At 63.1% G+C, this 26390-nt stretch carries 21 protein-coding genes; 8 read left to right on the plus strand and 13 right to left on the minus strand.

Features of this window, described 5'->3' with window-relative positions; genetic code table 11:
- From EOB36_RS06705 to EOB36_RS06720, 4 genes are all read left to right on the plus strand, one after another.
- The coding region (locus EOB36_RS06705) for an SEL1-like repeat protein (protein WP_206637144.1) at positions 1 to 1881 on the plus strand (1881 nt) is incomplete at its 5' end.
- Positions 1882 to 2073: 192 nt separating this feature from the next.
- A complete protein-coding gene (locus tag EOB36_RS06710; RefSeq protein ID WP_095487959.1) occupies positions 2074 to 2997 on the plus strand; it encodes a sulfite exporter TauE/SafE family protein in 924 nt (307 codons plus the stop codon).
- The gene (locus EOB36_RS06715; protein WP_095487957.1) at positions 2997 to 3788 is read left to right on the plus strand and encodes a TIGR02186 family protein; all 792 of its coding nucleotides are present in this window, start codon (positions 2997 to 2999) and stop codon (positions 3786 to 3788) included. The genes EOB36_RS06710 and EOB36_RS06715 overlap by 1 nt, the downstream gene beginning before the upstream one ends.
- Before the next feature lie 110 nt (positions 3789 to 3898).
- Positions 3899 to 5155, plus strand: coding sequence for an Hsp70 family protein (locus EOB36_RS06720; protein WP_128284545.1), 1257 nt, complete (start codon positions 3899 to 3901; stop codon positions 5153 to 5155).
- Between the two features lie 6 nt (positions 5156 to 5161).
- On the opposite strand, the gene EOB36_RS06725 is transcribed toward EOB36_RS06720, so the two are convergent.
- Positions 5162 to 6064: a LysR substrate-binding domain-containing protein gene (locus EOB36_RS06725; RefSeq protein WP_127290295.1), complete on the minus strand. Its 903-nt coding sequence runs from the start codon at positions 6062 to 6064 to the stop codon at positions 5162 to 5164.
- 274 nt (positions 6065 to 6338) lie between these two features.
- Between EOB36_RS06725 and EOB36_RS06735 the strand changes: the two genes are divergently transcribed.
- The 3 genes from EOB36_RS06735 to EOB36_RS06745 are packed head-to-tail and all read left to right on the plus strand — an operon-like array spanning position 6339 to position 10954.
- A complete protein-coding gene (locus EOB36_RS06735; protein WP_127290291.1) occupies positions 6339 to 9272 on the plus strand; it encodes a molybdopterin oxidoreductase family protein in 2934 nt (977 codons plus the stop codon).
- Complete coding sequence (locus EOB36_RS06740; RefSeq protein ID WP_128284547.1) at positions 9269 to 10003, plus strand: 4Fe-4S dicluster domain-containing protein; 735 nt, start codon at positions 9269 to 9271, stop codon at positions 10001 to 10003. The genes EOB36_RS06735 and EOB36_RS06740 overlap by 4 nt, the downstream gene beginning before the upstream one ends.
- A 15-nt stretch (positions 10004 to 10018) precedes the next feature.
- The gene (locus EOB36_RS06745) at positions 10019 to 10954 is read left to right on the plus strand and encodes a DmsC/YnfH family molybdoenzyme membrane anchor subunit (RefSeq protein WP_127290289.1); all 936 of its coding nucleotides are present in this window, start codon (positions 10019 to 10021) and stop codon (positions 10952 to 10954) included.
- A 5-nt stretch (positions 10955 to 10959) separates the two neighbouring features.
- Here the strand turns inward: EOB36_RS06745 and pdeM are convergent, their stop codons facing one another.
- The 5 genes from pdeM to EOB36_RS06770 all read right to left on the minus strand — a co-directional run bounded on the left by pdeM (position 10960) and on the right by EOB36_RS06770 (position 17110).
- Complete coding sequence (gene pdeM / locus EOB36_RS06750; protein WP_126103722.1) at positions 10960 to 11676, minus strand: ligase-associated DNA damage response endonuclease PdeM; 717 nt, start codon at positions 11674 to 11676, stop codon at positions 10960 to 10962.
- Positions 11673 to 14195 (minus strand): ligase-associated DNA damage response DEXH box helicase, encoded by a 2523-nt coding sequence (locus EOB36_RS06755; protein ID WP_126103723.1) that lies wholly within the window; start codon positions 14193 to 14195, stop codon positions 11673 to 11675. The genes pdeM and EOB36_RS06755 overlap by 4 nt, the downstream gene beginning before the upstream one ends.
- Before the next feature lie 238 nt (positions 14196 to 14433).
- Positions 14434 to 15294 carry an NlpC/P60 family protein gene (locus EOB36_RS06760; protein ID WP_126103724.1) on the minus strand — a complete coding sequence of 287 codons (861 nt, stop codon included), beginning with the start codon at positions 15292 to 15294 and terminating at the stop codon, positions 14434 to 14436.
- 30 nt (positions 15295 to 15324) lie between these two features.
- The gene (locus EOB36_RS06765) at positions 15325 to 15675 is read right to left on the minus strand and encodes a MarR family winged helix-turn-helix transcriptional regulator (RefSeq protein WP_095487941.1); all 351 of its coding nucleotides are present in this window, start codon (positions 15673 to 15675) and stop codon (positions 15325 to 15327) included.
- Between the two features lie 70 nt (positions 15676 to 15745).
- On the minus strand, positions 15746 to 17110 hold the full coding sequence (locus tag EOB36_RS06770) for a leucyl aminopeptidase family protein (RefSeq protein WP_126103725.1): 1365 nt from the start codon (positions 17108 to 17110) through the stop codon (positions 15746 to 15748).
- Between the two features lie 121 nt (positions 17111 to 17231).
- Between EOB36_RS06770 and EOB36_RS06775 the strand changes: the two genes are divergently transcribed.
- Complete coding sequence (locus tag EOB36_RS06775; RefSeq protein ID WP_127290445.1) at positions 17232 to 18053, plus strand: tetratricopeptide repeat protein; 822 nt, start codon at positions 17232 to 17234, stop codon at positions 18051 to 18053.
- Positions 18054 to 18161: 108 nt separating this feature from the next.
- Here EOB36_RS06775 and EOB36_RS06780 read toward each other — a convergent pair whose 3' ends face one another.
- Genes EOB36_RS06780 through cpaB form a run of 7 tightly spaced genes read right to left on the minus strand, consistent with a single transcriptional unit; the run spans position 18162 to position 26180 of the window.
- Positions 18162 to 19178 (minus strand): type II secretion system F family protein, encoded by a 1017-nt coding sequence (locus tag EOB36_RS06780; protein WP_126103726.1) that lies wholly within the window; start codon positions 19176 to 19178, stop codon positions 18162 to 18164.
- Positions 19179 to 19190: 12 nt separating this feature from the next.
- Positions 19191 to 20204, minus strand: coding sequence for a type II secretion system F family protein (locus EOB36_RS06785; protein ID WP_126103727.1), 1014 nt, complete (start codon positions 20202 to 20204; stop codon positions 19191 to 19193).
- A gap of 29 nt (positions 20205 to 20233) precedes the next feature.
- The gene (locus tag EOB36_RS06790; RefSeq protein ID WP_126103728.1) at positions 20234 to 21739 is read right to left on the minus strand and encodes a CpaF family protein; all 1506 of its coding nucleotides are present in this window, start codon (positions 21737 to 21739) and stop codon (positions 20234 to 20236) included.
- 29 nt (positions 21740 to 21768) lie between these two features.
- Complete coding sequence (locus EOB36_RS06795) at positions 21769 to 23058, minus strand: CpaE family protein (RefSeq protein ID WP_126103729.1); 1290 nt, start codon at positions 23056 to 23058, stop codon at positions 21769 to 21771.
- 28 nt (positions 23059 to 23086) lie between these two features.
- Positions 23087 to 23824 (minus strand): CpaD family pilus assembly protein, encoded by a 738-nt coding sequence (locus tag EOB36_RS06800; RefSeq protein WP_126103730.1) that lies wholly within the window; start codon positions 23822 to 23824, stop codon positions 23087 to 23089.
- A gap of 14 nt (positions 23825 to 23838) precedes the next feature.
- Complete coding sequence (locus EOB36_RS06805; protein WP_126103731.1) at positions 23839 to 25371, minus strand: type II and III secretion system protein family protein; 1533 nt, start codon at positions 25369 to 25371, stop codon at positions 23839 to 23841.
- Positions 25368 to 26180 carry a Flp pilus assembly protein CpaB gene (gene cpaB / locus EOB36_RS06810; protein ID WP_126103732.1) on the minus strand — a complete coding sequence of 271 codons (813 nt, stop codon included), beginning with the start codon at positions 26178 to 26180 and terminating at the stop codon, positions 25368 to 25370. The genes EOB36_RS06805 and cpaB overlap by 4 nt, the downstream gene beginning before the upstream one ends.
- Positions 26181 to 26390: the final 210 nt, after the last annotated feature.

The raw sequence follows: 26390 nt of genomic DNA on the forward strand, positions 1-26390 counted from the left end.
GTCATGCGCAATGAGCCAGGTTCGCGTAGCGAACCAGGCACCCGCACGCCAGCCGAAGCCGCTGCGGCCGCGGCCATGGCGGCGCTTGGTTCGGACACGACGACGGAGAAAAGCGAGCAGACCGGCGGCCGGAGGTCGATGCTCGGCGGACTGGCGCGCGCCTTCAAGGGCAAGAAGGAGGCGGATGTTCCACCGCTTGCCGGCTCGGCGCCTGATGTCGAGATACCGAGCGCCGATCTCGACGAGCCACTGGATCCGAAGGTTGCCCACCGGCCGCTGGAGCCCGGCTCCGGGCCACCCGACCTCAACGCCATCATGAAACGCGTGCGCGACGAACGCGGACCGCCGGTCAGGGCCGGCAATGCCGATGCATCGAAATCCGACTTCATCGCAGCAGCCAGACGCGCGGCGCAAGCCGCCGCTGCCGAGGCCGAGGCTCTCAAGCGGCAGTCGACGACGCGTGGCCCGGTGAAGGCGCTCAGGATCGGCGACCTGCTCAAGGCGCGGCGCAAGCCGATCCTGATGGCGGCCGCTGCAATCATGCTGGCGCTCGCCGGCCTGCAACTGGGCAAGGCCTTTTTCTCCGACCCCGTCGAAATAGCCAGCAACGATGCGGCGTCGACCGTGGCCGCGCAGCCAGCGGAAGCCGCGTCGGTCGGTGCCGCCAGGGAGCCAACGACGGACGCGCAAACTGCAGCGCCGGACAGCGCGCCGGCCCGCGCCGTCCGGCAGGCAGAGCCGTCCGAATCGGTAACCGAGAACGACATGCCGGCACAGACCACCCTCGCCGCGCCGTCGGACGCCGGAACGCCGATGGACACCGCACCCGAGGCCGAACCCGTTCCTGCCATGGCTTCAACGGCGTCGCCCGATCCGGGGGCGGACGCGACAGCGTCGGCACCTGAGGGCCCGGCAGCTGCGGACACCGAGCCAAAGGCCACAGAGCTGGCCGCCACGCCGGCGACCCAGGACATGACCGGCACGGTTATGCCCGCAGATGCTTCGATTGCGGCAGCCACTGCCAAGATCGACATCCCGGCCGATGCCGGTCCGGCTGCATTGCGTGACGCAGCGGCCGGCGGCGATGCCAAGGCGTTGTTCGAGATCGGCTCGCGCTACGCCGAATCGAGCGGCGTCAAGCAAGACATGGCAGCGGCCGCCAAATGGTATGAGAAGGCCGCCGAGCTCGGCTTCGCACCGGCGGAATACCGCATTGGCAACTTCTATGAGAAGGGCACCGGCGTCGCGCGCGACGTCAAGAAGGCGAAGACCTGGTACCAGCTCGCGGCGGAGCAGGGCAACGCCAGCGCCATGCACAATCTCGCCGTGCTCTTTGCCATGGCGGCCGACGGCGTGACCGACAATGAATCGGCCGCGCACTGGTTCCAGGCCGCCGCCGATCTCGGCGTCAAGGACAGCCAGTTCAATCTCGGCATCCTGGCGGCGAAGGGCGTCGGCATGAAACAGAATCTCGAGGAATCCTACAAATGGTTCGCGCTCGTCGCCAAGACCGGCGACAAGGATGCGGCGGCAAAGCGCGATGAGATCGCCAAGGCGCTCAGGCCCGAGCAGCTCGAACGCGCACGCGCCGCCACCGAAATGTGGAAGGCGAAACCGCTCGATCCGGCGGCCAATTCGGCCGACATTCCTGAATCGTGGCAGGACGGCACGCCGCAGACGACCGCCAGCGTCGACATGAAGAAGGCCGTTCAGAACATCCAGCGCATTCTCAACAAGAATGGCTATGAAGCCGGCAACCCCGATGGCTTGATGGGCCTGAAGACCAAGAATGCCATCATGGCTTTCCAGACCGACAACGACATGACGGCGACCGGCACGGTCGACGAAAAGCTGGTCAAGGCGCTGCTTGCGCGCAAATAACGGCAGATGCGTCGTTTACACGATGCCTTTGCCACACATTTGCCTGTTAACTGATTGAGTTGTTTTTTGTTTCGGCTGTACGGCGGGGTTTGACTTCGCCGTCCTGCCGGCGCAATAACAATTTAGCTTTTTGGCGCAAAAATGCCCGCAACGGTTGCATTCACCGAGAGGCAAACTGATCGAGACTGACGGGTGGGCATCTATCTCCCGATCGCGGAAATTTCCGTCAACGTCTTCGTGCTGCTGGCCATGGGCGCGGCGGTGGGCTTTCTATCGGGCATGTTCGGAGTGGGCGGCGGCTTCCTCATCACGCCGCTTCTGATCTTCTACAACATACCACCGGCGATCGCGGTCGCCACCGGCGCCAACCAGGTCATCGCCTCCTCCTTCTCCGGCGCATTGTCGCACGTGAAGCGCGGCACGCTCGACTTCAAGCTTGGCGGAGTGCTTTTGGCAGGCGGTATCGTCGGCTCAACCGGCGGCATCTTTGTCTTTGGCTTCTTGCGCCGGCTCGGCCAGCTCGACCTGTTCATCTCGCTACTCTACGTCGTGCTGCTTGGCACCGTCGGCGGGCTGATGCTGGTCGAGAGCGTCAATGCGCTGCGCGCCACCCGCAGTGGTGCCGCGCCGGTGCTGAAGAAATCCGGCCAGCACAACTGGATCCACCGCTTGCCGCTGAAGATGCGGTTCAGGGCCTCGAAGCTTTTCGTCAGCGTTATCCCAGTGCTCGGCCTCGGCGCCGGCATCGGCTTCCTGTCGTCGATCATGGGCGTCGGCGGCGGCTTCATCATGGTTCCGGCGCTGATCTATCTCTTGAAAGTGCCGACCAACGTCGTCATCGGCACCTCGCTGTTCCAGATCATCTTCACCTCGGCCTACACCACGCTGGTGCATGCCACCACCAACCAGACGGTCGACGTCATGCTCGCCTTCCTGTTGATGGCGGGCGGCGTCGCCGGCGCGCAATATGGCGCCAAGGCTGGTCAAAGGCTGCGTGGCGAGCAGCTCAGGGCGCTGCTGGCACTGCTGGTGCTGGCGGTCGCCATCCGGCTCGCCATCGATCTGTTCGTGACACCGCCCAACCTCTATTCCCTGTCTGGCGTGGGTCTGACCTGATGGCCGGCTTGAGGGCGTTCTTGGCCGTTGCCTCGCTGTCGCTGTTCGCTGCCGTGTCACCGGGAGAAGCGCAGACGCCGGCTGCCGAAAACATCCAGATCGGCCTGTCCACCGACCATGTCTCGATCACCGCCGGCTTTTCCGGTGCCGACCTCACCATCTTCGGCTCATTGGAAAATGCCGACCCGCTTGTCGCGCGCCAAGGTCGCTACGACATCATCGTCGTGCTGGAAGGGCCGGCCCGGCCGGTCGTCGTGCGCCGCAAGGACCGGGTGCTCGGCATCTGGATCAATCTGGAGTCCGAGACCTTCGAGAATGTGCCGGTGTCCTATTCGGTGGCGACGACGCGACCGCTGCAGGACGTCACCGACCCCAACAGCTACAAGCAACTGTCGCTCGGCGCCGCCAACCTCTATATGCAACCGGCCGATGACGACGACAGCCCGGCGACGATCGAGGAATTCACCGCGGCGCTGCGCGAGCGCAAAACGGCAACCGGCCTCTACAGCGAGAATGTCGGCGGCGTGCAGTTCCTGTCGCAGAACCTGTTCCGGGCCACCGTCAGGCTCGCCCCCAATGTTCCGGTCGGCACCCACAAGGCCCGTGCGTTCCTGTTCAAGAGCGGCTTGTTCATCAAGGAAAGCTCCGCCCAGCTCGAAATCCGCAAGTCCGGTTTCGAACAGTCGATCTTCCGCGTGGCCCACGACTATTCCTTCCTCTACGGCATCTTCGCCGTGTCGCTGGCCATGCTGACCGGCTGGCTCGGAAGGCTCGTCTTCCGGAAGGACTGATCTTTTCCGAAAGACGGTTCCCCTTTCGAGCTTCATGGGTTAGACCGCGTTCCCCGGCTCGGCCGAAGCGCGAGCTGTCGCTCCCCAAATCAAGAATACAGGATCTTGCGATGCGACCAGCATTCGGCGGTATCGATTTCGGCACGTCAAATTCCACCGTGGGCGTGGTCAGAAACGGGCAGCCGCGGCTTGTGGCCCTGGAAGACGGCCAGGTCACGCTGCCCAGCGCCGTGTTCTTCAACTTCGAGGACAACCGCACCTATTTCGGGCGCAGCGCCATCGCCAACTATACCGACAGCATCGAAGGTCGCCTGATGCGCTCGCTGAAGAGCGTGCTCGGCAGTTCGCTTGTCCATGAAAAGACGCGGATCAAGGCACGGTCGATCGCCTTTACCGAGATCATCGGTCTGTTCGTCGGCCATCTCAGGAAAGGGCTGGAAGAGGATGCCGGCGACGTGGTCGAGAGCGTGGTGCTCGGCCGGCCGGTGCAATTCGTCGACGACGATGCCGAGGCCGATGCCAAGGCCGAAGGCGAACTCGAAAACGCGGCGCGCGCCCAGGGCTTCAAGCATATTGCATTTCAGTTCGAGCCGATCGCGGCGGCGCTCGACTACGAGCAGAAGGTCACGCGGGAAGAACTGGCGCTGATCGTCGACATGGGCGGCGGCACTTCCGACTTCTCGATCGTGCGGGTCTCGCCGCAGCGCGCCCGCTCCCTCGATCGCAAGGACGACATTCTGGCGAGCCGAGGCATCCACATCGGCGGCACCGACTTCGACCGGCTGCTGAGCATCGTCCATGTGATGCCGCAGCTCGGCTATCTCTCGCCGACCAAGGACGGCAAGCGCAACTTGCCGGCCAGCTACTTCATCGATCTGGCGACATGGCAGCGCATCAATCTGGTCTACACCGCCCGGGCGATGACGCATCTGCGCCAGATCCGCTACGAGGCTGAACGCGCCGACCTAGTCGACCGTTTCATCCATATCGTCGAGCATCGTTACGGGCATGCGCTGGCCGCTTTGGTCGAAAAGGCCAAGATCGAGCTGACGGAGCAATTGTCCGCCGATGTCGTGGTCGCGCTGACGGGGGTAGAATTCACGGCAGAAATTTCGCGCGACGGTCTTGAGGCCACGATCGCCAGGGACATCGAACGGGTTGCCGCGACGGTCGGTGAGACCATCCGCGACGCGCAGGTGAAACCGTCCGACATCACCGCGGTGTTCCTGACCGGCGGATCGACCGCCATCCCGCTGGCAAAGCAACAGATATTAGCCTTGGTGCCGCAGGCGTCCGTCATCGAAGGCGACATGTTCGGCTCGGTCGGGCTTGGGCTGGCGCTCGACGCGCAGCGGAAATTCGGCTGATCCAGCTTACCCCCGGACGGTCTCGCCGGCCTTCTCGCCCAGATGCGCCTTGAGCGCCATTTGGGCCAGACTTGCCTGCCGGTCACGATGCGTGATCATCGCGAAATCGCGCTTCGGCAGATCGATCGGCACGGACCGCAGGCTACCTTCGGCGACCGCGCGGGCCACGACGAGCTCCGAAATGATGGTGGCGCCGGCGCCGGCCTCGACCGCTTGGCGGACCGCCTCGTTGCTCGGCAGCACCAGGAATATCCTGAGGTCCGCGAACGAAATCCCCTCGCGGCGGGCAAGATCTTCCAGCACCTCGCGGGTGCCCGACCCGCCTTCCCTGATGATCCAGCGGAGCTCCCTGATATCGGGATGCCCGCGCGAGACTTCAGCGATCTCAGGATGAGAATGCGCCACGACCAGCATCAGGCGATCCACATCGACCTTGGCGCGCCGCAATATGTCTGACTCGGTTCGCCCCTCGACCAGGCCAAAATCCGCCGTGCCGTCCAAGACATTGGTCTCGACCTGTCTGGTGTTGCCGATGGTCACGCTCAGCCTAACGGCGGGATAGGCCTCGTGGAAAGAGGCCAGCCGGCGCGGCAGCCAGTAGCTGGCGATAGTTTGGCTGGCGGCGATCGAAAGGCTGCCGGTAATCGTCTGCGAGACGTGCTCCAGCACGTTGTGGGCGGCAGCCGCCCGTTCGAGCACGGCCTTGGCTTCGGGCAGGAACCGGCGCCCGGTCTGCGCCAGCTCGATGTTGCGGCCGACCCGGTTGAACAGCTGGACGCCGTGCTGCTGTTCGAGCGAACGGATGGCGGCCGATGCCGCCGACTGGGAAATGCCCAGCAACTCGGCGGCCTTTGTCATGTGCCCCCGTTCGGCGACAGCAACGAAGATCCGCAATTGGTCCAGGGTCATGAGTGAATTAAGAAACAAATTCGATTGGAATTACAAGAGCAACTTGTTAGACGGATCGATCATTTTGTTCTAAGTTTTTGGGCGAAGCTGGAAAAGTATCGCGGCCAACCCGCAAAGGGCAGAAAGTGATCGGGCGATTCAAATCCCTGTTTGCCCATTGGACGCGCGGCCTCCGGCGGCGGCTCACCGGCGACAGCTATCATCCGGAAGAGCATTACATGCGCGGCCCCGGGCCAAAAACGCGAGCCAAACACTCGGACCGCAAAAGTAGATCATGACGAACGGACCGCCGCGCGGCGCCAATTCCGCACCGTCGCAACGGCCGCTTGCCGACACGCGCGCGCCCGACGAAGGCGATGGCGTCGACACTTCGCCTGATGTCTCCGACAGCATCGCCAAGACCACTTGCTATATGTGCGCCTGCCGCTGCGGCATCGACGTCCACATCAAGGACGGCAAGGTCCGCTACATCAATGGTAACAAGGACCATCCGGTCAATCGCGGCGTGCTGTGCGGCAAGGGCAGCGCCGGCATCATGCAGCACTACAGTCCGGCCCGGTTGAAGAAACCATTGCTGCGTACAGGTCCGCGCGGCTCGGGAGAATTCCGTGAAATCGAGTGGGAGGAAGCGTTCTCGATCGCGACGGAACGGCTTTCGAAAATCCGCCGGACCGATCCGAAGAAACTCGCCTTCTTCACCGGGCGCGACCAGTCGCAATCCTTGACCGGCTGGTGGGCGAGCCATTTCGGCACGCCGAATTTCGCCGCCCATGGCGGGTTCTGCTCGGTCAATATGGCGGCCGGCGGGCTCTATACGATCGGCGGCTCGTTCTGGGAGTTCGGCGAACCCGACTGGGACAACACCAGATACTTCATGCTGTTCGGCGTTGCCGAAGACCATGATTCCAATCCGATCAAGATCGGCCTCGGCAAGCTCAAAGCGCGCGGTGCCAAGGTGGTCTCGATCAATCCGTGCCGCACCGGCTACAACGCCATCGCCGATGACTGGATCGGCATCCGGCCCGGCACCGATGGCCTGTTCGTGTTTGCCCTCATCCACGAGCTGCTGCGGGCCGGCCGCGTCGATCTCGATTATTTGCTGCGTTACACCAACGCCCATGTCCTCGTCATCCAGGATCCAGGCGCGCCCGATGACGGGCTGTTCGCGCGCGACAGCGACGGCGATCCGCTGGCTTGGGACAGGGTAGCGAAGACGCCCGTCAACGCCACAGATGCCGATGCAAAGCCGGCGCTGACCGGCAACTTCACGATCGACGGCCGCCGCTGCGTGCCGGTCTTCCAGCTCATCGCCGACCGCTATCTGCACGAGAGCTATTCTCCCGATGCGGTTGCCGAACGCTGCGGCGTTTCAGGCGACACCATTCGTCGGATCGCCGCCGAACTGGCGCATGTCGCCTTCGAGCAAGCAATCGAACTGCCGGTGGCGTGGACCGACTGGGCCGGCCGCCGGCACGAGACGATCAAGGGCCGGCCGGTGTCGATGCATGCGATGCGCGGCATCTCGGCCCATTCGAACGGGTTTCATACCTGCCGCGCCATCCACCTGCTCCAAGTGCTTCTCGGCACGGTGGACGTTCCGGGCGGGTTTCGCTTCAAGCCGCCCTATCCCCGGTCGGCGCCGCCGGGGCCGAAGCCGGCGGGCAAGGACGTCAGGCCGATGACGCCGCTTGAAGGCATGCCGCTCGGCTTCGTCTGCGGACCGGACGATCTGCTGGTCGACGACGCAGGCACGCCTGTTCGTATCGACAAGGCCTATTCTTGGGATGCACCGCTTGCCGCGCACGGCCTTATGCACACGGTCATCCGCAACGCCTGGGCCGGCGACCCCTACAAGATCGACACGCTGATGATGTACATGTCCAACATGGCCTGGAACTCGTCGATGAACACCGTCGAGACGATGGCGATGCTGACCGACAGCGACGAGGCCGGAAACTACAAGATCCCCTTCATCATCTATTCCGACGCCTATTATTCCGAGACCGTGCCGTTCGCCGATCTCGTGCTTCCCGACACCACGTATCTCGAAAGGCATGACTGCATCAGCCTGCTCGACCGGCCAATCAGCCATGCCGACGGGCCGGGTGACGCCATCCGCCATCCCGTCGTCGAGCCAGACCGCGACGTCCGCCCGTTCCAGACGGTGCTGATCGAGCTCGGCGCGCGGCTTGGCCTGCCCGGCTTCGTCGATGACGACGGCTCGGCCAAATACCGCGATTACGCCGATTACATCGTCAATCACCAGCGCACGCCGGGCATCGGCCCGCTCGCCGGCTGGCGCGGCAAGGACGGAACCTTGACCGGCAAGGGCGAGGCCAATCCCGACCAGCTGCAGCGCTACATCGACAATGGCGGCTTCTGGCACCATGATTTTGCGGACGACCAGCGCTACTACAAGATGGCCAACCGCTCCTATCTCGACTTCGCCGAGAACATGGGCTTCATCCCGAAAGCCGAGCCGATCGTCTTCCAGCTCTATTCGGAGCCGATCCAGCGGTTTCGCCTCGCCGCGCGCGGCCATGGGCGGGTGCTGCCGCCGGAGACGGAGCGCAGCCGCATCGAGACCTATATGGACCCGCTGCCGTTCTGGTACGCGCCCTTCGAGGAAGCGGCTGTCGACACGCAGATCTATCCGCTGCATGCGCTGACGCAGCGGCCAATGCACATGTATCATTCCTGGGGCTCGCAGAACGCCTGGCTCAGGCAGATCACCAGCCAGAACCGGCTGTTCGTGCACAACCGGACCGCCGCCGGCCTCGGCCTTGTCGACGACGACTGGGTTTGGATCGAGAGCATCAACGGCAAGGTCAAGGGACAGATCAAGCTGGTCGACGGCGTCAACGCGGATACGGTCTGGACCTGGAACGCGATCGGCAAGCGGCGCGGCAGCTGGGGGCTGAAGGACGACGCCGCTGAATCCAATCGTGGCTTCCTGCTCAACCATATCATCGGCGACCAGACTTCTGCCGATGCCAATGGCAGGCGCTATTCGAATTCCGATCCAGTGACCGGCCAGGCGGCCTGGTTCGACCTGCGCGTCCGCATCGTCAAATGCGCGGCCGAGGAAGCCGGCTTCACCGAGCCGCAGTTCGAGCGGTTCCGGCAACCGCCGCATTTCGAACCCTCGCCCGACAAGCTAAGTTTCGGCGCCGAGTTTCGCCGGGAAAGAGAAGCTTCCAGATCATGACCTGCCTTCCCGCCCAAACCGACAAGAAGCTCGGCCTCGTCATCGATCTCGACACCTGTGTCGGCTGTCAGGCCTGCGTCACCGCCTGCAAGGAATGGAACACCGGCGGCCACATGGCGCCGCTGACCGACATCGATCCTTATGGCGGCGACGCCGACGGGGTCTGGTTCAACCGCGTGCACAGCTACGAGCACATGACCGAGATGGGTGGGCGAACGGTCAATTTCCCACGCTCCTGCCTGCATTGCGAGACACCGGCCTGCGTCACCGTCTGCCCGACCGGAGCCTCCTACAAGCGGGCCTCGGACGGCATCGTGCTGGTCGACGAGGACAAGTGCATCGGCTGCAAATTATGCAGCTGGGCCTGCCCTTATGGCGCGCGCGAATTCGACACCGATGTCGGCGTCATGAAGAAATGCACGCTGTGTGTTGACCGCATCTACAACGACAATCTGGCTGAAGAAGACCGAGTGCCGGCCTGCGTAGCCGCCTGCCCAACCAGCGCGCGGCATTTCGGCGATCTCGGCGACCCGGCGTCGGCGATCTCGCTATTGGTGGCCGAACGTGGCGGCGTCGATCTGATGCCCGAACTCGGCTATCACCCGACCAACAAATATTTGCCGCCGCGCGCCCATACCACACGCGCCGCATCGGTGCCGGCACGGGCGCTCGAACCGGTGCGGGCCGAAGGCGGTTTCCTTGGCTGGGTCGAGCGCATGCTTTCGCACTGACCAGCAACCGACCTCATGCATCCAGCTTTCTCCGTCGTCTTTTTCACCACCGCCACGGGCGCCGGCTACGGCCTGCTCGCGCTGCTTGGCGCGCTGGCCGGACTGGGGTTCGTCCCGCCCAATTTCTGGCTCGGTTTGGTCAGTATGGGGCTGGCGCTCGGCCTGATCTCGGCCGGCCTGCTGTCATCGGCCGGCCATCTCGGCCGGCCCGAACGCGCCTGGCGCGCCTTCTCGCAATGGCGCAGCTCATGGCTGTCGCGCGAAGGCGTCGCGTCGGTTGCGACCTTCGTACCGGCGGGGTTTTTCGCCATCGGGTGGGTGTTCCTCGGCCGTACGAACGGCTGGGTGGCTGTCGCTGGGCTGCTGGCTGCCATCGGCGCGGTCGTCACCGTCTGCACCACCGGCATGATCTATGCGTCGCTCAAGCCGATCGCTCAATGGCACAGCCGCTTCACCCTGCCTGGTTATTTGATCTTTTCGGCGATGAGCGGCAGCGTGCTGCTCAACGCGCTGCTGCAGGGTTTCGCCATCGGCTCGATCATCGTGCTGGCAGGTTGCGTGCTGCTGACCGTGCTCGGCTGGGGCTGGAAGCTGGCAACCTGGCGATACAATGACAGGCTGGAAATCCCGACCAATGCCAACACCGCGACCGGCCTTGTCGGCGGCACGGTGCGGTCGCTGGAATGGCCGCACACCGAGGAGAATTACCTGCTCAAGGAGATGGGCTTTCGCATCGCACGCAAGCACAAGGCGCGGCTGCGTCAGATCACACAAGTGCTGGCCTTCGCGCTGCCCGCCTTACTGCTGATTGCCGCGTTCGCCTTGCCATGGCCCTATGCGGCGGTGCTGTCGGCGCTCGCCGCAATCGCTCAATTCGCCGGCATGCTGGTCGAACGCTGGCTGTTTTTCGCCGAGGCGAAGCACACCGTCACCTTGTACTACGGCCGGTAGCGGTCTCAGCCGGGCCTCAGCATTGAGCGGGAAATCGCGAAGATGCGCTCCGTGCCGAGCATATAGGCCATCAGCGTTTCGCGGCGGAACAGCCCGGCATAGGCGCGGTCGAGCACATTGAGCGAGCCGGTATAGGCGCCGAAGGCCGGCATGATCATGCGGCCGCCATCGCCGGCAAAGCAGCGCCGCCGCACCGAGCGGCCGCGCTGCACGATGCGGGCGCACGGATGCAGATGGCCGGCGATCTCGCCTTCCACTCTCACTGCCGAAGGTTCATGCCGGAACAGCAGAGAGCCTATGGCCAGCTCGCGCACCGTCTCGCCGGGCAAGTCGGCCGGCGCGTCCGGGTCATGGTTGCCGGCAACCCAGAACCAGTCGCGGCCGGCCATCAGTCCTTCCAGCCGCTCGCGAAAGCTTGAGTGCATGCGCGACGCGCCGCCGCCATCATGAAAGCTGTCGCCGAGGCTGATGACGATCGCCGGCTGGTAGTCTGATATCACCGCCTGCAGCCGCAACAACGTCGCACCGGTATCATAAGGCGGGATCAACGTACCGCGCCGTGCTAGCGACGATCCCTTTTCCAGATGCAGATCCGACACCGCCAGCAATTTCAGCTCGGGAAAGTAGAGCACGCCGCGCCGATCGCAGATCGCGCGCTCGCCGGCGATGCCGATAAAATCGGCATCCGCCAGGGGTGCAGGCATGGCCAGCGCGCGCGTCATTTCGTCCCCATGGCTTCCTCGACCAGCGTTGCCGCATCCATCAGCAGTGTATCATCGGCCTCGCCATGCACCGGCATCTTGCCGATCTCGAGCATGATCGGCACGGCGAGCGGCGAGATCTGTTCGAGGTTCTTATGCACGATTCGTCCCTGGATGCGCGAGAGCATCTCGGCAAGTCTGCTGACATCCAGCAGACCGGTGGCCGCATCGGCACGCGTCGCCTGCAGCAGGATGTGGTCCGGCTCATGGCTGCGCAGAACGTCGTAAATGAGGTCGGTCGACACAGTGACCTGGCGGCCGCTTTTCTCCTGGCCCGGATGGCGTTTTTCGATCAGCCCCGAGATCAGCGCGCAGTTGCGGAAGGTGCGCTTCAAGAGCCAGCTGCCGGCCAGCCAGGCTTCGAGATCGTCGCCCAGCATGTCTTGGTCGAAAAGTTCACTGAGCGAAGGCTTCTTCGCCCGGAACATCCTGCCCATATCGGCCAGCGACCATATGGCAAGTGCATAGTCGGTGGCGACGAAGCCGAGCGGCCTGGCGCCCGCCCTGTCGAGACGGCGGGTGAGCAGCATGCCGAGCGTCTGGTGCGCCAGCCTGCCCTCGAACGGATAGGCCACCAGGTAGTGCCGGTTGCCGCGCGGAAAGGTCTCGATCAGCAGGTCATCGCGTTTCGGCAGTACCGATTTGTCGGCCTGGAAACGTAGCCAGTCGGCCACCTGTTCCGGCAGCTTCTTCCAGCGCTGCGGGTCATCCAGCATGATGCGGACCTGCTCAGCGAGGTAGGTCGAAAGCGGGAATTTGCCGCCGCCATAATATGGCACCTTGGCGTCGCTGCCGGGTGCATTCGATACGAAGCACTCATTCTCGCGGATGCCCTCGAAGCGCAGTACTTTGCCGGCAAACATGAACGTGTCGCCATGCGTCAGCGTTTCAAGGAACGCCTCCTCGATCTTGCCGAGGACGCGACCGCCGCGCGAGGCAGAGCCCTTGCTGCCGGCCTTGATATAACGCACGTTGAGCGCCGGCACCTCGATGATGGTGCCGACATTCAACCGATACTGCTGAGCAACCCGAGGATTGGACACGCGCCACAGCCCGTCCTTGTTCAGGCGGATACGGGCGTAGCGCTCATAGTTCTTCAGCGCATAGCCGCCGGTGGCGACGAAATCGATGACGCGGTCGAATGTCGGCCGATCGAGTTCGGCATAGGGCGCGGCTGCTCTTACCTCCTCAAAAAGCGCATTGGCATGGAATGGCGCACCGCAGGCGCAACCAAGCACATGCTGCGCCAGCACGTCGAGCCCGCCGTTGACCAGCGGCGGCGTGTCCTGGGCGCCGAGATAATTGGCGTCGAGCGCCGCCCGGCATTCCAGCACCTCAAAGCGGTTGGCCGGAATCAGGATCGCCTTGGACGGCTCATCCATGCGGTGATTGGCGCGGCCGATGCGCTGCGCCAGCCGGCTCGCACCCTTCGGTGCGCCGACATGGACGACCAGGTCGACATCGCCCCAGTCGATGCCGAGGTCGAGCGTCGAAGTGGCGACGATGGCGCGCAAGGCATTCTCGCCCATGGCTTTTTCGACGCGCCGGCGCTGGGCGACATCGAGCGAGCCGTGATGCAGGGCGATCGGTAATGTGTCTTCATTGACCCGCCACAACTCCTGGAACAGCAGCTCGGCCTGGCTGCGTGTGTTGACAAACAGCAGGGTCGTCTTGTGTCGCTTGATCTCGCTATAGATCTCCGGCGTTGCGTAGCGGGCCGAATGTCCGGCCCACGGCACACGCTCCTCCGAGTCGAGAATGGAGATCTCGGGCTTGGCGCCGCCCGTCACGACGATCAACTCAGCCATGCCGCCGGGTGGGTTCTGGCTGACCAGCCAGCGCCGCAATTCATCGGGCTCGGCCACCGTCGCGGACAGGCCGATCGTCTGCAAGCCCGGAACAAAGGATCGCAGCCGGGCCAGACCGAGCGACAGGAGATGCCCGCGTTTTGACGTCACCAGCGAATGCAGTTCGTCGAGCACGACATAATGCAGGTCCTCGAAGAAGCGCCTGGCGTCGGGCGCCGCGATCAGCAACGCCAGTTGCTCGGGCGTGGTCAGGAGAATGTCGGGTGGCGCCAGCTTCTGCCGCTGGCGCTTGTGGGCGGGCGTGTCGCCGGTGCGTGTCTCGATCGTGATAGGCAGACCGATTTCTTCGACCGGCTTGCCGAGATTGCGCTCGATGTCGACGGCCAGCGCCTTCAGCGGCGAGATGTAGAGCGTGTGGATGCCGCGACGCGCCTGCCCCGGTTTCTTCCTTGGCCGACCTGCCAACTCGGTCAGCGACGGCAGGAACCCTGCCAGCGTCTTGCCGGCGCCGGTCGGTGCGATCAGCAGCACCGACTGCCCGGCTTGGGCAGTCGCCAGCAATTCGATCTGATGGGCACGCGGCGACCAGCCCTTTTGCGAAAACCATCTGAGGAATGGCTCGGGCAAGTGCACGGCGGCATTCTGTTCGGCAAGGCGCGGCTGCTCTGTCACGCGCCAGAGGTAGCGCGGCGGCGCGCAATCGCCAAGAAGAATCGGAACAAAAGGTGATCGAGCGCCTCTCCACCTTCTCCCCGTGTGGGAGAAGGTGGATTGCCGCGAAGCGGCAAGACGGATGAGGGGTGTTCCAGCTTGGCGCCAACTTACCCCTCACCCGGATTGCCAACCGATTTGTGAAGGACAAATCGGGGCAATCCGACCTCTCCCACAGGGGGAGAGGTAAGGGATGCCCCTAAGGCCGCCGAAACCCCGTCGGGCCGCCATAGAGATAGCCGATGCGGGCGACGGCTTCTCTGAACCCTTCACGCGAGACCAGCATGGTGTGGCCGTTGGCATGGATCATCGTTTCTGGGTCGGTCATAACAGCGACATGGCCTTTCCAAAACACCAGGTCGCCGCGCCGCAACCCGGCAGAATCCCGGGCCGGGTCGAGCGGCTCACCGATGGTCGCCGCCTGCATGTCGGTGTCGCGCAGCACTTGCCTGCCGGCCATGTGCATCGCCAGTTGCACGAGGCCGGAACAATCGATGCCGAAGCCGGAGGCGCCGCCCCACAGATAGGGTGTGCCGAGAAAGGTTTCCGCGACCGCGACATAGTCGGCAGCTGGTTTGTTCAAGGGCCGCAAATGGCCCGATATGACCGCCTCGCCGGATGGCAGCAGCGCATAGTGCGTACCGCGTGTTTCAGCCGCGCCCGTCACCGTTACCGCCGATCCCATCGAGAGCTGTCCGTTCGACGGAAACCGCAAATCCGGTCCGGGATAAAGGAAGGTGCGCGGCACCGAGACGACATGGGTGGGCGTATGGCCTCGCGCCCCCAGCACGGTGTCGGCGACATAGCCGACATAGCCATCGCGCTCGGCCTGGATCCAGGCCCAGCCCTCAACGTCCTCGAAGACGAGGACGTCGTCGCCGAACAGAAGCTGCGTGTCGACTCCGGCATCCGGGCGCGGCGCCTTGCGGATATCGGCCACTGAAGCTGATATACGCGCTGGCCGTCCGGCGACGAAGCGATCGGCGGCGACCTCGCCTTTCAGCCTGACATCAGCGAGATCGGAACGGAAGGCGTGGAGGCGGGCATCCCTGGCGGTCAAATCGGCAACTCGTTCAAATCGGCAACTCGGTCAGATGGGCAATTCCTGGGCTCTGGCGATGATAACATCGCCGAAGCGCTCGACAAAGAGAGCACCTTCGACAGTGCGCTTGACCAGCACGTTGCGCTTGTCGAGCTCGTCGCGATGGCGCGAAACCAGCTTCAGCGCGCCCATTGTGTCGAGCGCGCGGGTAATCACCGGCTTGGTGACATTGAGCCGGGCAGCGAGCCCGCGCACCGTGTGCGGCGGCGGGTCGAGATAGATGGTGAACAGGATCGCCGTCTGGCGCATGGTAAGGTCCGGCGTATCGTCGCGCACCTGGGACAGCATCACCTGCTGCCACAGTCGCAAGGCCTGGCTCGGGCGCATGGAAATCGACATCCGGCCAACATGACGGCAAATTGTTTCGGTTCCGTTTCAGTCTCGAGAATTTCCTGTCGGACAGCAACCGTCAGGCGTAGCGTTTCGAGATGACCCTTTCCAGCGCCCGGATGCCTTGCGCCTCACCGCCGGCGAGACCGTACGGACGATCGGACGGGTTCCAGGCGAAGATGTCGAAATGCGCCCAGCCGGCGCTCTTCTCGACGAAGCGCTTCAGGAACAGCGCCGCCGTGATCGAGCCGGCGAACCCGTCAGACGTGACGTTGTTGATGTCGGCGATCTTCGACGACAGCTTTGCGTCATAGGGCTTCCACAGCGGCATGCGCCATAGCGGATCCTCGACCGCGGCGGAAGCCGCCGCCAGTTCGGACGCCAGCGCTTCATCGCCAGTGTAGAAGGGCGGAAGGTCGGGACCGAGCGCGACGCGAGCAGCCCCCGTCAGGGTCGCCATGTCGATCAGCAGTTGCGGCTCGTCGTCGTCGGCCAGCGCCAAGGCATCCGCCAGCACCAGCCGTCCCTCGGCATCGGTGTTGCCGACCTCGACGGTGATGCCCTTGCGGCTCGCCAGCACGTCGCCGGGCCGGAAGGCGTTGCCGGCGATCGAATTCTCGACCGCCGGGATCAGCACACGCAGCCGGATCTTCAGGCCAGCGGCCATGATCATGGAGGCAAGGCCCAATACGTTGGCGGCGCCACCCATGTCCTTCTTCATCAAGAGCATGCCCGAGGAGGGCTTGATGTCGAGACCGCCCGTGTCGAAGCAGACGCCCTTGCCGACCAGCGTCACCTTCGGGGCGTTCTTCGGCCCCCAAATCATGTCGATCAGGCGCGGCGCGCCGACCGATGCGCGGCCGACCGCATGGATCATCGGGAAATTCTTCTTGAGCAGATCGTCGCCCTTGGTCACCGACACTTCGGCCTTGTGCTTTTTGGCCAAGGTCCGGACAGCCGCCTCCAAATCGTCCGGCCCCATATCGCTGGTCGGCGTATTGACCAGATCGCGCGTCAGGAAAACGCCATCGGCGATACGACGAACATAAGCCGCTTCAGCGCCGGACGGCAGCGAAAAACGCAGCGCCTTGCCGGGCTTCTTGCCGTAGCGGGTGAAGACATAACCACTGAGAACCAGCGCTATTGCCGCAAGGTCCGGCTCGGCCAATGTGGACACGAAATGCCAGTCGCCCTCCGGCAAGGCTCGCGCCAACGCGCCGAGGGCAAGCGCGCTTTCACCATCGCCGAGGCCGAACAGGGCTCCGGCCAGCGCGCCGTTTTCGCTGGGCACGGCCAGTGTCCTGCCTGCCTCACCGGAAAAGCCGTTGGCCCTGGCCCAGGCGATCGTGGATGGCGGAAGACCTGCCGCATCCAGCCTATCCTTCGCCACCAGATGGACCGGCAGCGCGGTCTTCAGTTTTCTCTCGACGAGTTCGACAGGCATTCGATGGTCTCCGGCGTTCGAGTCGGCGCTTCTTAACTGTCCGTTAGGGTTAACAGAATATTTCTGCGGGAGGGAAGATGGCCACGTAATGGCCACGTCTATGAATAGAGGCCTGGTGCAGATGCCGACCAACCGCAAGATGAACGCCACGGGAAAGCGGCTGATCACCACGGCGTTTATGATGGCGCTTGCGGCCAGCGTCGCCGGCTGCGGAACCAGCAAGTTGACGACCGGTTCCATCTCGCGCTCCAGCGGCAAACCACTGGAAACCATGTCGGCCAGCGAGTTGCACAATGCGACAGCAGCGCTCGGTCAGTCCTACGCCAAAAACCCCAACGACAAGCGGATCGCGACGAATTACGCGGCGGCGCTGCAAATGGATGGCGACGCCGACCAGTCGCTCGCCGTGATGCGCAAGCTGGCGATCGCCTTGCCGAAAGACCGCGACGTGCTTGCCGCCTATGGCAAGGCGCTCGCCGCCAACGGCCAGTTCGAGCCGGCGCTCGACGCCGTGCGCCGCGCGCAGACGCCGGAATATCCGGACTGGAAACTGGTGTCGGCGGAAGCCGCGATTCTCGACCAGCTTGGCCAGAGAGACGAGGCGCGCCAGGATTATCGCAAGGCGCTGGACCTCAAGCCGAACGAACCTTCGATCCTTTCAAATCTCGGCATGTCCTATGTGCTGGAAGGTGACCTGCGCACGGCCGAAACCTATATGCGCTCGGCCGCCCAGCAGCCGAACGCCGACAGCCGCGTCCGCCAGAACCTGGCGTTGGTCGTCGGCCTGCAGGGTCGTTTCGACGAAGCCGAGAAAATCGCTTCGCAGGAGCTCTCGGCCGAACAGGCGCAAGCGAACGTGGCTTACCTTCGCCAGATGCTCGCCCAGCAGAACGCCTGGAGCCAGCTCAAGGACCAGGACAAGGCGAAGCCTGCCACCAACTGACCGCGCCGGCTTTGCCGGCCAGTCCCTCAACTCGTCGACATGCCGGAAATTCCAAAGCCGCGGTGCATCAGCACCGCGGATTTTGCGTGTATTGTCGCCTTGGCGAGGCTATTGGCCGCTGGATGTCGACGGGGCGCCGAAGATGCCGCGCTGGCTCACCTGGATGCCTGCAGGACCCAGAATGATGGCGAACAGCACCGGCAGGAAGAACAGGATCATCGGCACGGTGAGCTTCGGTGGCAAGGCCGCGGCCTTCTTCTCGGCGGCGTTCATGCGCATGTCGCGGCTTTCACTGGCAAGCACGCGCAGCGCATGCGCCACCGGCGTGCCGTAGCGCTCAGCCTGGACCAGCGCCTGCGACACCGACTTGACCGATTCCAGGCCGGTGCGACTTGCAAGGTTCTCGTAAGCCTGCTTGCGTTCCTGCAAGTAGGAAAGTTCGGCATTGGTCAGGATGAACTCTTCGGCAAGCGCCACCGATTGCGCGCCGATCTCGTCCGCGACCTTGCGAAACGCCGCCTCAACCGACATGCCTGATTCGACGCAGATCAGCATCAGATCGAGCGCGTCCGGCCACGCCATTTGGATCGACTGCTTGCGCTTAGTGGCGCGGTTGTTGACGTAAAGCACCGGCGCGTAAAAACCCGCATAGGCGACGACGACGCAGACAAACAGTTTGATGAGAGGCGGCTGCTCCGGCAATCCTCCGAGCACGAACAGATACATCGCGGCCAGCGCAAAGCCGATAAAGGGCAGGACCAGACGGAAGAAAAGGAAACGCGTCAGCGGATTCTGCCCGCGAAAGCCAGCCACCTTGAGTTTCTGCAACGTGCCTTCATCGGCAAGGGCGCGTCTCAGGTCCAGCCGGTCGACAATATTTCGCATGCCGATCGACTGTTGCTCGCGCAGGCCCTTACGGCGGCGATCGGCCTCGACGGCAAGCCGCGCACGCTGCTTGGCGCGCAATTCGTCGCGCTCCAGCGCTACGGATTTCATGCGCGCCTTGAGCTGGTTTCCACCAAAAGCAGGCAGCAGCGTGAAGACGGTCGCAAACACCGCGATGCCGACCAGCAAGGCAATCAGGAATGCCGGGTCGGTAAGGGTCTTGACGACAGTTTCGGTCATGCGCTCGAAATCCTAAACTTCGAAGTTCATCATCTTGCGCATCACCAGGATGCCGATAGACATCCAGACCGCCGAGCAACCGAGGATCAGATTGCCGGCGCTGGTGGTAAACAGAGGCATGATATAGTTCGGGCTTGTCAGGTAGACGAGAAAGGCGACGACGAAAGGCAACGCGCCGATGATCACGGCGGACGCCTTCGCTTCCATGGACAGCGCCTGGACCTTGGCCTTCATTTTCTTGCGGTCGCGAAGCACGCGCGAAAGATTGCCAAGCGCCTCCGAAAGATTGCCGCCGGCCTGGGACTGGATCTGGATGACGATGCCGAAGAAGCTCGCTTCCGTGCACGGCATTGTTTCGGCCATACGCAGGCTGGCGTCGGGGATCGACAGGCCCATCTGCTGCGAATCGACGATGCGGCGGAACTCGGTCTTGACCGGTTCGGGAGATTCGTTGGCGATCAGGCGGACGGCGTCGTTCAGCGGCAGGCCGGATTTGACCGCACGCACGATGATGTCGAGCGCATTCGGAAATTCGTTGAGGAACGCCTTGACCCGGCGCGCGCGGCAAAACGAGACGAACCAGCGTGGCAGTCCGAGAGTGCCGACCAGCAGCGCACCCGGCAAGACAAGCAGTGGCGCGCCGATGAAATACGCAAGAAACGTCAGGACGGCGCCGCAAACGGCCGAGTAGAGATAGAAGCGCTCGAGCGAGACCTTCATGCCCGCCTGACGGATCTGGGCCTTCAGTGGCGGCTTCTTGACGATGCTCTGGTTGGTTTTCTGCTTCTGCTCAAGATCCTTCAGCGAATCCTGGACCGATTTGCGACGCTTGGCCGCTTCCGCCACGCGATCGCGCGAGGCCTTGACGACGTCACGATCCGTCTCGGCAGTCTTGATCGTTTCAAGCCGCCTGCCGACTTGCTTCTCGGTGCTAATCCGATTGAACAGAAAAGCATAGGCGACCGCGCCGGCGCTGAAGCCGGCGAGCACGATGAATGCTAATACGGTGCCGTCAATTCCGAACATCGATCCTGGCCCCTACGCCTCCGAATGCTTCAGTCAGCGCGTTTCTCCATCGCCTCGAGCGCATTGGCGAGGCGCTGTTCCTCGCCATAGTAGCGGGCGCGCTCCCAGAAATGCGGACGACCGATGCCTGTCGACACGTGCTCGCCCAGCAGCCTGCCGTTCGCATCCTCGCCTTTGATGTTGTAGAGGACGATGTCCTGCGTGATGATGACATCGCCCTCCATTCCGATCACCTCGGTGATGTGGGTGATACGCCGCGATCCGTCGCGCAGGCGAGCGGCCTGGATGATCACGTCCACGGAACCGACCACGATTTCACGCACGGTCTTCTGCGGCAGCGTGTAGCCGCCCATCGCGATCATCGATTCGATACGGTTCAGGCATTCGCGCGGGCTGTTCGAGTGGATCGTGCCCATCGAGCCGTCATGACCGGTGTTCATCGCCTGCAGAAGATCGAACACTTCGGGTCCGCGCACTTCGCCAACGATGATACGCTCGGGACGCATGCGCAGGCAGTTCTTGACCAGGTCGCGCATGGTCACCTCGCCCTCGCCCTCGAGGTTGGGCGGGCGGGTTTCCAGACGCACGACATGCGGCTGCTGCAATTGCAGCTCGGCCGAGTCCTCGCAGGTGATGACGCGTTCCTCGCGGTCGATATAGTTGGTCAGGCAGTTGAGCAGCGTCGTCTTGCCCGAGCCGGTGCCGCCCGAAATGACGATGTTGCAGCGGACGCGGCCGATGATCTTGAGAATCTCGGCGCCATGCGGCGAAATGGCACCGAACTTGACCAGCTGATCGAGCGTCAGCTTGTCCTTCTTGAACTTGCGGATAGTGAGAGCGGTGCCGTCGATGGCGAGCGGCGGCGCGATGACGTTGACGCGGGAACCATCGGGAAGGCGTGCGTCGCAGATCGGGCTCGATTCATCGACGCGGCGGCCAACCTGGCTGACGATGCGCTGACAGATGTTGAGAAGCTGCTGGTTGTCGCGGAAACGAATTCCGGTCTGCTCGACCTTCCCGTTGACCTCGATGTAGACGTCCTTGGAACCATTGACCATGATATCGGCGATGTCGTCGCGGGCGAGCAATGGCTCCAGCGGCCCGTAACCCAGGACGTCATTGCAGATGTCGTCGAGCAGTTCTTCCTGTTCGGCGATCGACATCGCAAAATTCTTGATCGCGATGATGTCGTTGACGATGTCGCGGATTTCTTCGCGCGCGCTTTCGGGATCGAGCTTGGCGAGCTGCGACAGGTCGATCGTGTCGATGAGCGCGGAGAAGACCTGGCTCTTGGTGTCGTAGTAGGCTTCGCTCTTCTCGCGCTGGATCCTTTTTGGCTCCGGTGCCAGTGGCGGCGCCTCGACAGCGCGGCGCGCGAGCGGGGCCGCGGACGTGCCAAGCAACGGCGGCGCGGGTTTGGCAAGAACCGACGTTTCCGCAGGGTTTGCCGCCGCCGGCGCGGCGGGCGCAGGTGCCGGCTGACGGAATTCCGGGGTGAACCGGCTGCCGTCGTCGCTACCTCTTTTACCAAACATGATCGACTACCAATTCCGCTGCGAAAGCATCACTTCTTGCTGCGCGAGAGCTTGCCAAGGAGATTGCCCAGGCCCGCTTTCTTTCTTGCCTTGATTTCGCTGCGCCCGGTCAGCACATGCGCAATCTCGTTGACCATGCCGACGACCTGGTTCTTGGCATCCATTTCACCGAGCATGCGCCCATTATTGGCGGCATTTCCGAACAGCTGCGGCTCGAAAGGAATCACCGACATCGGCGACAGGCCGAGCGAGTCGGCGAAGTCGGATGACGCAATCTCCGGGCGCTTCGGCACGCCTGCCTGATTGATGATCAGCTTGGGCGGCGGATCGTTCGGGCGAAGCCGCTTTAACATGTCGACGAGATTCTTGGTGTTGCGCAGATTGGCCAGCTCCGGCGTCGCTGTGATCACGATCTCGTCGGCCTTGACCAGCGTGTTCTTGGTCCAGCCTGTCCAGATGTGCGGGATATCGAGCACCAGAAGCGGCACACTGCGCTGGGCCGTGTCGATAAGCTGCATGAAGGCGTCGGGATCGAAATCGTAGACCCGGTCGAGCGTTGAAGGTGCTGCAAGCAGCGACAGGTGCTCGGCGCACTGGGCAAGCAGCCGGTCGAGATAGACCTCGTCGACGCGCTCCGGTGAGAAGACCGCCTCGGCAATGCCTTGCGCCGGATCCTGATCGAAATTGATGTTGGCCGTTCCGAAAGCAAGATCGAGGTCGGCGACGACCACTTCAGATTTGAACAGGGACGACATCGCCCAGGCCACATTGTGGGCAATGGTCGAGGAGCCGACGCCGCCCTTGGCGCCGATGAAGGCGATCGAGCGGCCGATCGGCTCGGCCTCCGGATCAACGAAAATCGACGATATCACGCTGACGATGTCGGCCATCGACACCGGCGCGATGACATATTCGGAAATGCCGGAGCGGATGAGCTCGCGGTAAAGGCCAACATCATTGTAGTGGCCGATGACCACGACCTTGGAGGTCGGATCGCAATATTCGGAGAGCTGCGTGAGCTGCTCGAGCAATTGCGTCGGCTCGCTGCGCGATTCCAGCAGGATCAAGTTCGGTGTCGGCGCCGATTGGTAGAATTCGATGGCGGTGGCGATGCCGCCCATATGGACCTTCAGATGGGCCTTCGCCATGCGGCGATCCTCGCCGGCGCGCTCGACCGGATTGGCAACGCCTTCGGTCTCGCAAAATGCCTGGATCGAAATGCGCGGAATCGGCCGCAACGCCTGCATGGCGGCGATATCCTGCTGCGAGGTTTCGCCGCCGTCTAGCCCTGCGTCGTAGGCAAGATTGCTCATTGTCATTTCTTTCCGTGACCTGCGCGGCTCAAGCTCAATATTCCACTTCGGAATTGCCGAGGAACTCGTCCGAAATGCCTCTCTGGCGGTAGACGTCGATCACCTCGCCGCGATTTTCCGCGTCGATATCGGATTGCTTGCGCGGCCCGATTAGATCGGCTGGGTTGGCCATCTGGGCGGCAAGATTGTTTTGATAAGAGCAGCCGAAATCGGCGTAGTGCTTGTTTTCCGACGTCTCCAGCAGATCTTCGGGCCAGCGCCCACATTTATCGGTCTGGGCCTTCACCGAGACAAAGGCGACGCGGATCGGCGCGGACGCTTCGGCCGAAACCGACTGGTAGGTAGTCACGGCGATCCGGTTGCGGCTGATGCCGCTGGCAATCGCAAGCCTGGCGAAATCGCGACCGGCTGCGGTCGCGGCGATCTCGTTGGCCGAACCGCTCGGGATCGAGATCGTCAGAGCCGGAGCGGCACTCTTGTCGTAGCCGTCCAGGAAACCCAGAAGCGTGGCGCGTTGAGACCCGGTCATGCCGCGGTCGCCGGCGCCGACCGGAAGGTCGATCTTCTGGACCTTCTCAGCGATCACGATCGGATGCGTGGTGCGATAGTCGTCCGGAACGGCACCAACCGTGATGCTGTCCCGCTTGGCGCAGCCCGCCAGCAATGCCGCGACCGCAATCGCCAGGACCGGAATGGCCGGCCGGTAGGTCCGCGAACGGCCGGGCCGCATCGCTGCGATGATCTTCCTTGGCTTCGACGCTGACTGAGACATGTCCGCTTCCCCGATCACTTGTAGATGAAGCCGACAACGCCGTGGTAACGGCCGTTGGGCTTGTCGGTCTGCATGGTGCCGTAGACGCGATTGACACGGCCAAGGAACATGCCGGCGCCATCGCTGGCCGCGTTGAAATTGTCATCCGGCTTGGCAAGCTCGTTGCGCGCCACCGGCTTCACCAGGTAGGGCGTGATGATGATGACGAGCTCGGTTTCGTTGCGGACGAAGTCCCTGCTGCGGAACAGCGTGCCGAGCACCGGTATCTTGGTCAGCCCGGGCAGCCCCGCGACCGCCTGCCGGATATCGTCTCGAACGAGGCCGGCGATCATCATCGAACCGCCGGAAGGCAATTCGACGGTGGTGTCGGCCAGGCGTTTGCGGATCGACAGCAAAGTGGTGCCGGGCAAGTCACCACCCCCTTCGAGCACTGTGGCGCCTTCCGTCGTAGGCTCCGAAACCGACGTCCTCACTTTAAGGCTGATGCGGCCCGCCGAGAGCACGACAGGCTGGAATTCGAGGCCAATTCCATATTCGAGCTTTTCGTTGGTGTAAGTAACCTGGCCCGTTTGATTGTCGCCTGAAACGTTGTTCGTTCGGCTTGTGATGAGATTGAATTCACCGCCGACTTTGAAAGTCGCTTTCTCACCCGAGACTGCGGTCAATGTCGGCTCGGCCAGCGTCTTCATGACACCGCTTTGCTCCATGGCGTTGATGTACGCTTGAAGCGCCGAGGTGCCGATTGAAAGTCCCGAGTTTTGCGACAGTGGCTTTCCCAATCCGTATGCGGGGCTGGTCAGTGCGCTCCAACTGATGCCGTTGCTGCCGCCGTCGCCAATAAGGTTGACGCCGAGCTGCTTCATCACCGAGCGGCTGACTTCGGCCACCGTCACTTTCAGCGTCACCTGGTCGTCGCCGATGATCTGCAGCAGGTTGACGATCTGGCTGACGCGGCGCTCGGAATCCGGATTGTCGATGTCGACACCGGCTTCGGCCGAGCCGCCGGAGGCGGTCTGCGAATATTGTCCCGTGGTCGCTTCACCGCCGGACACGAAGATGGTGGCCAGATCGACCGCGCGCTTGGCGTCCAGGGGAGTGTCCACGGTTCCGGTCAGGACGACGTTATCGTTCAGCAATTCGACCGTGATGGCCGATGACGGGATGAAGCGCCTGATATAGTCTTCCAGCCCGGCGACGTCGCGTTCGACCGCCAGATCCAGGCTGACGATCTGCTCGCCATTGGGCCCGAAGACGAAGATGTTGGTGTCGCCCACCGCCTTTCCGAACAGATAGATGCGCCGGGCGGTGCGGGTCACCGCATCGGCGACCGCGGGGTTGGCGACGAGAATGTCATAGGCGTCGCTCGGCAGGTCGATGACCACCGATTTGTTGAGACCGAGCTTGACGCGCTGGGTGGCGGTCGAAGCCGACACCTCGGCATTCCTGCCTGCCGCATTTGCCTCGACGACACCATGCGCATTCGTTCCGAGGAGAAACAGGCCGATTGCCGCAGCCACGGTGACCGGCAGTCCAGCGTGTAGCCTCATTGCCTTGCCCCCACTTCGGAAACTTCGCCCGACTTTATCAATCGCACCGTTCCGCGCCGCCCATTGCCGGAAACGAGATAGTCGGCCTCGCCCAGATTCTTCTCCTGGGTGTCGCTGATCGACCGCAGCGCCAATGTCAGGCGATCGGCCATCTGCTGGGCGACGGTGATGATCTCCGCCTGCTGCGGTGTCAGTTCCAGCGTGGCGGTCTGACCGACCCTGGTCCTCTTGCCTTCCTCGTCCTCCTGGATTGTCTGGTCGATTGCCAGGACGCGAATGTTCTTGAGGATGGTTTCGGTCGTAAAACCGCTGCTGCCGCTCGCGGCATCGGCTCTGCGGGTCATGATGACGTCGACGAAATCGTTGGGAAGAATGAAGCCGCCGGCCGAGGTGTCGGCAGATACGGCTGTGGCGACGGCCCGCATGCCGGAGGGCAGGATCGACGACATGAAGCTCTGTCCCTCGCCGATCAGCTTGGAGCGCCGCAACGGCTCGCCGGCATACATCGCCACACGGGCAACACCGCCTTTCAGCTTCTCAAGCGCTTCGGGCTCCGCGGCGCGGGTTATGAAATTCGCATTGATGCCGTCGGCCGGCCAGGACTGCCAGCTGATATTGTTCTCGAGCGGGCTGCCCATCGGAACGTCGCTGGACAGGACAAGCACGTCCTGCAGCGCGATTGCCGGCGCCGTGGGGCCGGAATCGACAATTTGAGGCGGCGGAGCCGCCACCATGTTTTTTGCAACATAGCCTGCGCCACCCGCCGCGGCCACCGCCACGCCTAGAATGATCAGTCGGGATGCTGGCATTTGTCCGAACCCCTTGGCAAACCACTTAGCCAAGCCGGACCTTGCAGCGGCAATCGTCAAAACAAGGTTAATATAATGCTTACGATCGTGATTAATTTAAGGTTTACATAAATTTGAGGCATCCCGGTTCGGCCCGCAAAAAGGCGGCCAAGCCGCCTGCTCCAACGCCAAATCGAAATAGTGGAAGGCTAATCTGGCGAGGGAAGGTTG

The sequence above is a fragment of the Mesorhizobium sp. M6A.T.Cr.TU.017.01.1.1 genome (assembly GCF_004023115.1).
In the GTDB taxonomy this organism is placed as follows: Bacteria; Pseudomonadota; Alphaproteobacteria; order Rhizobiales; family Rhizobiaceae; genus Mesorhizobium; species Mesorhizobium mediterraneum.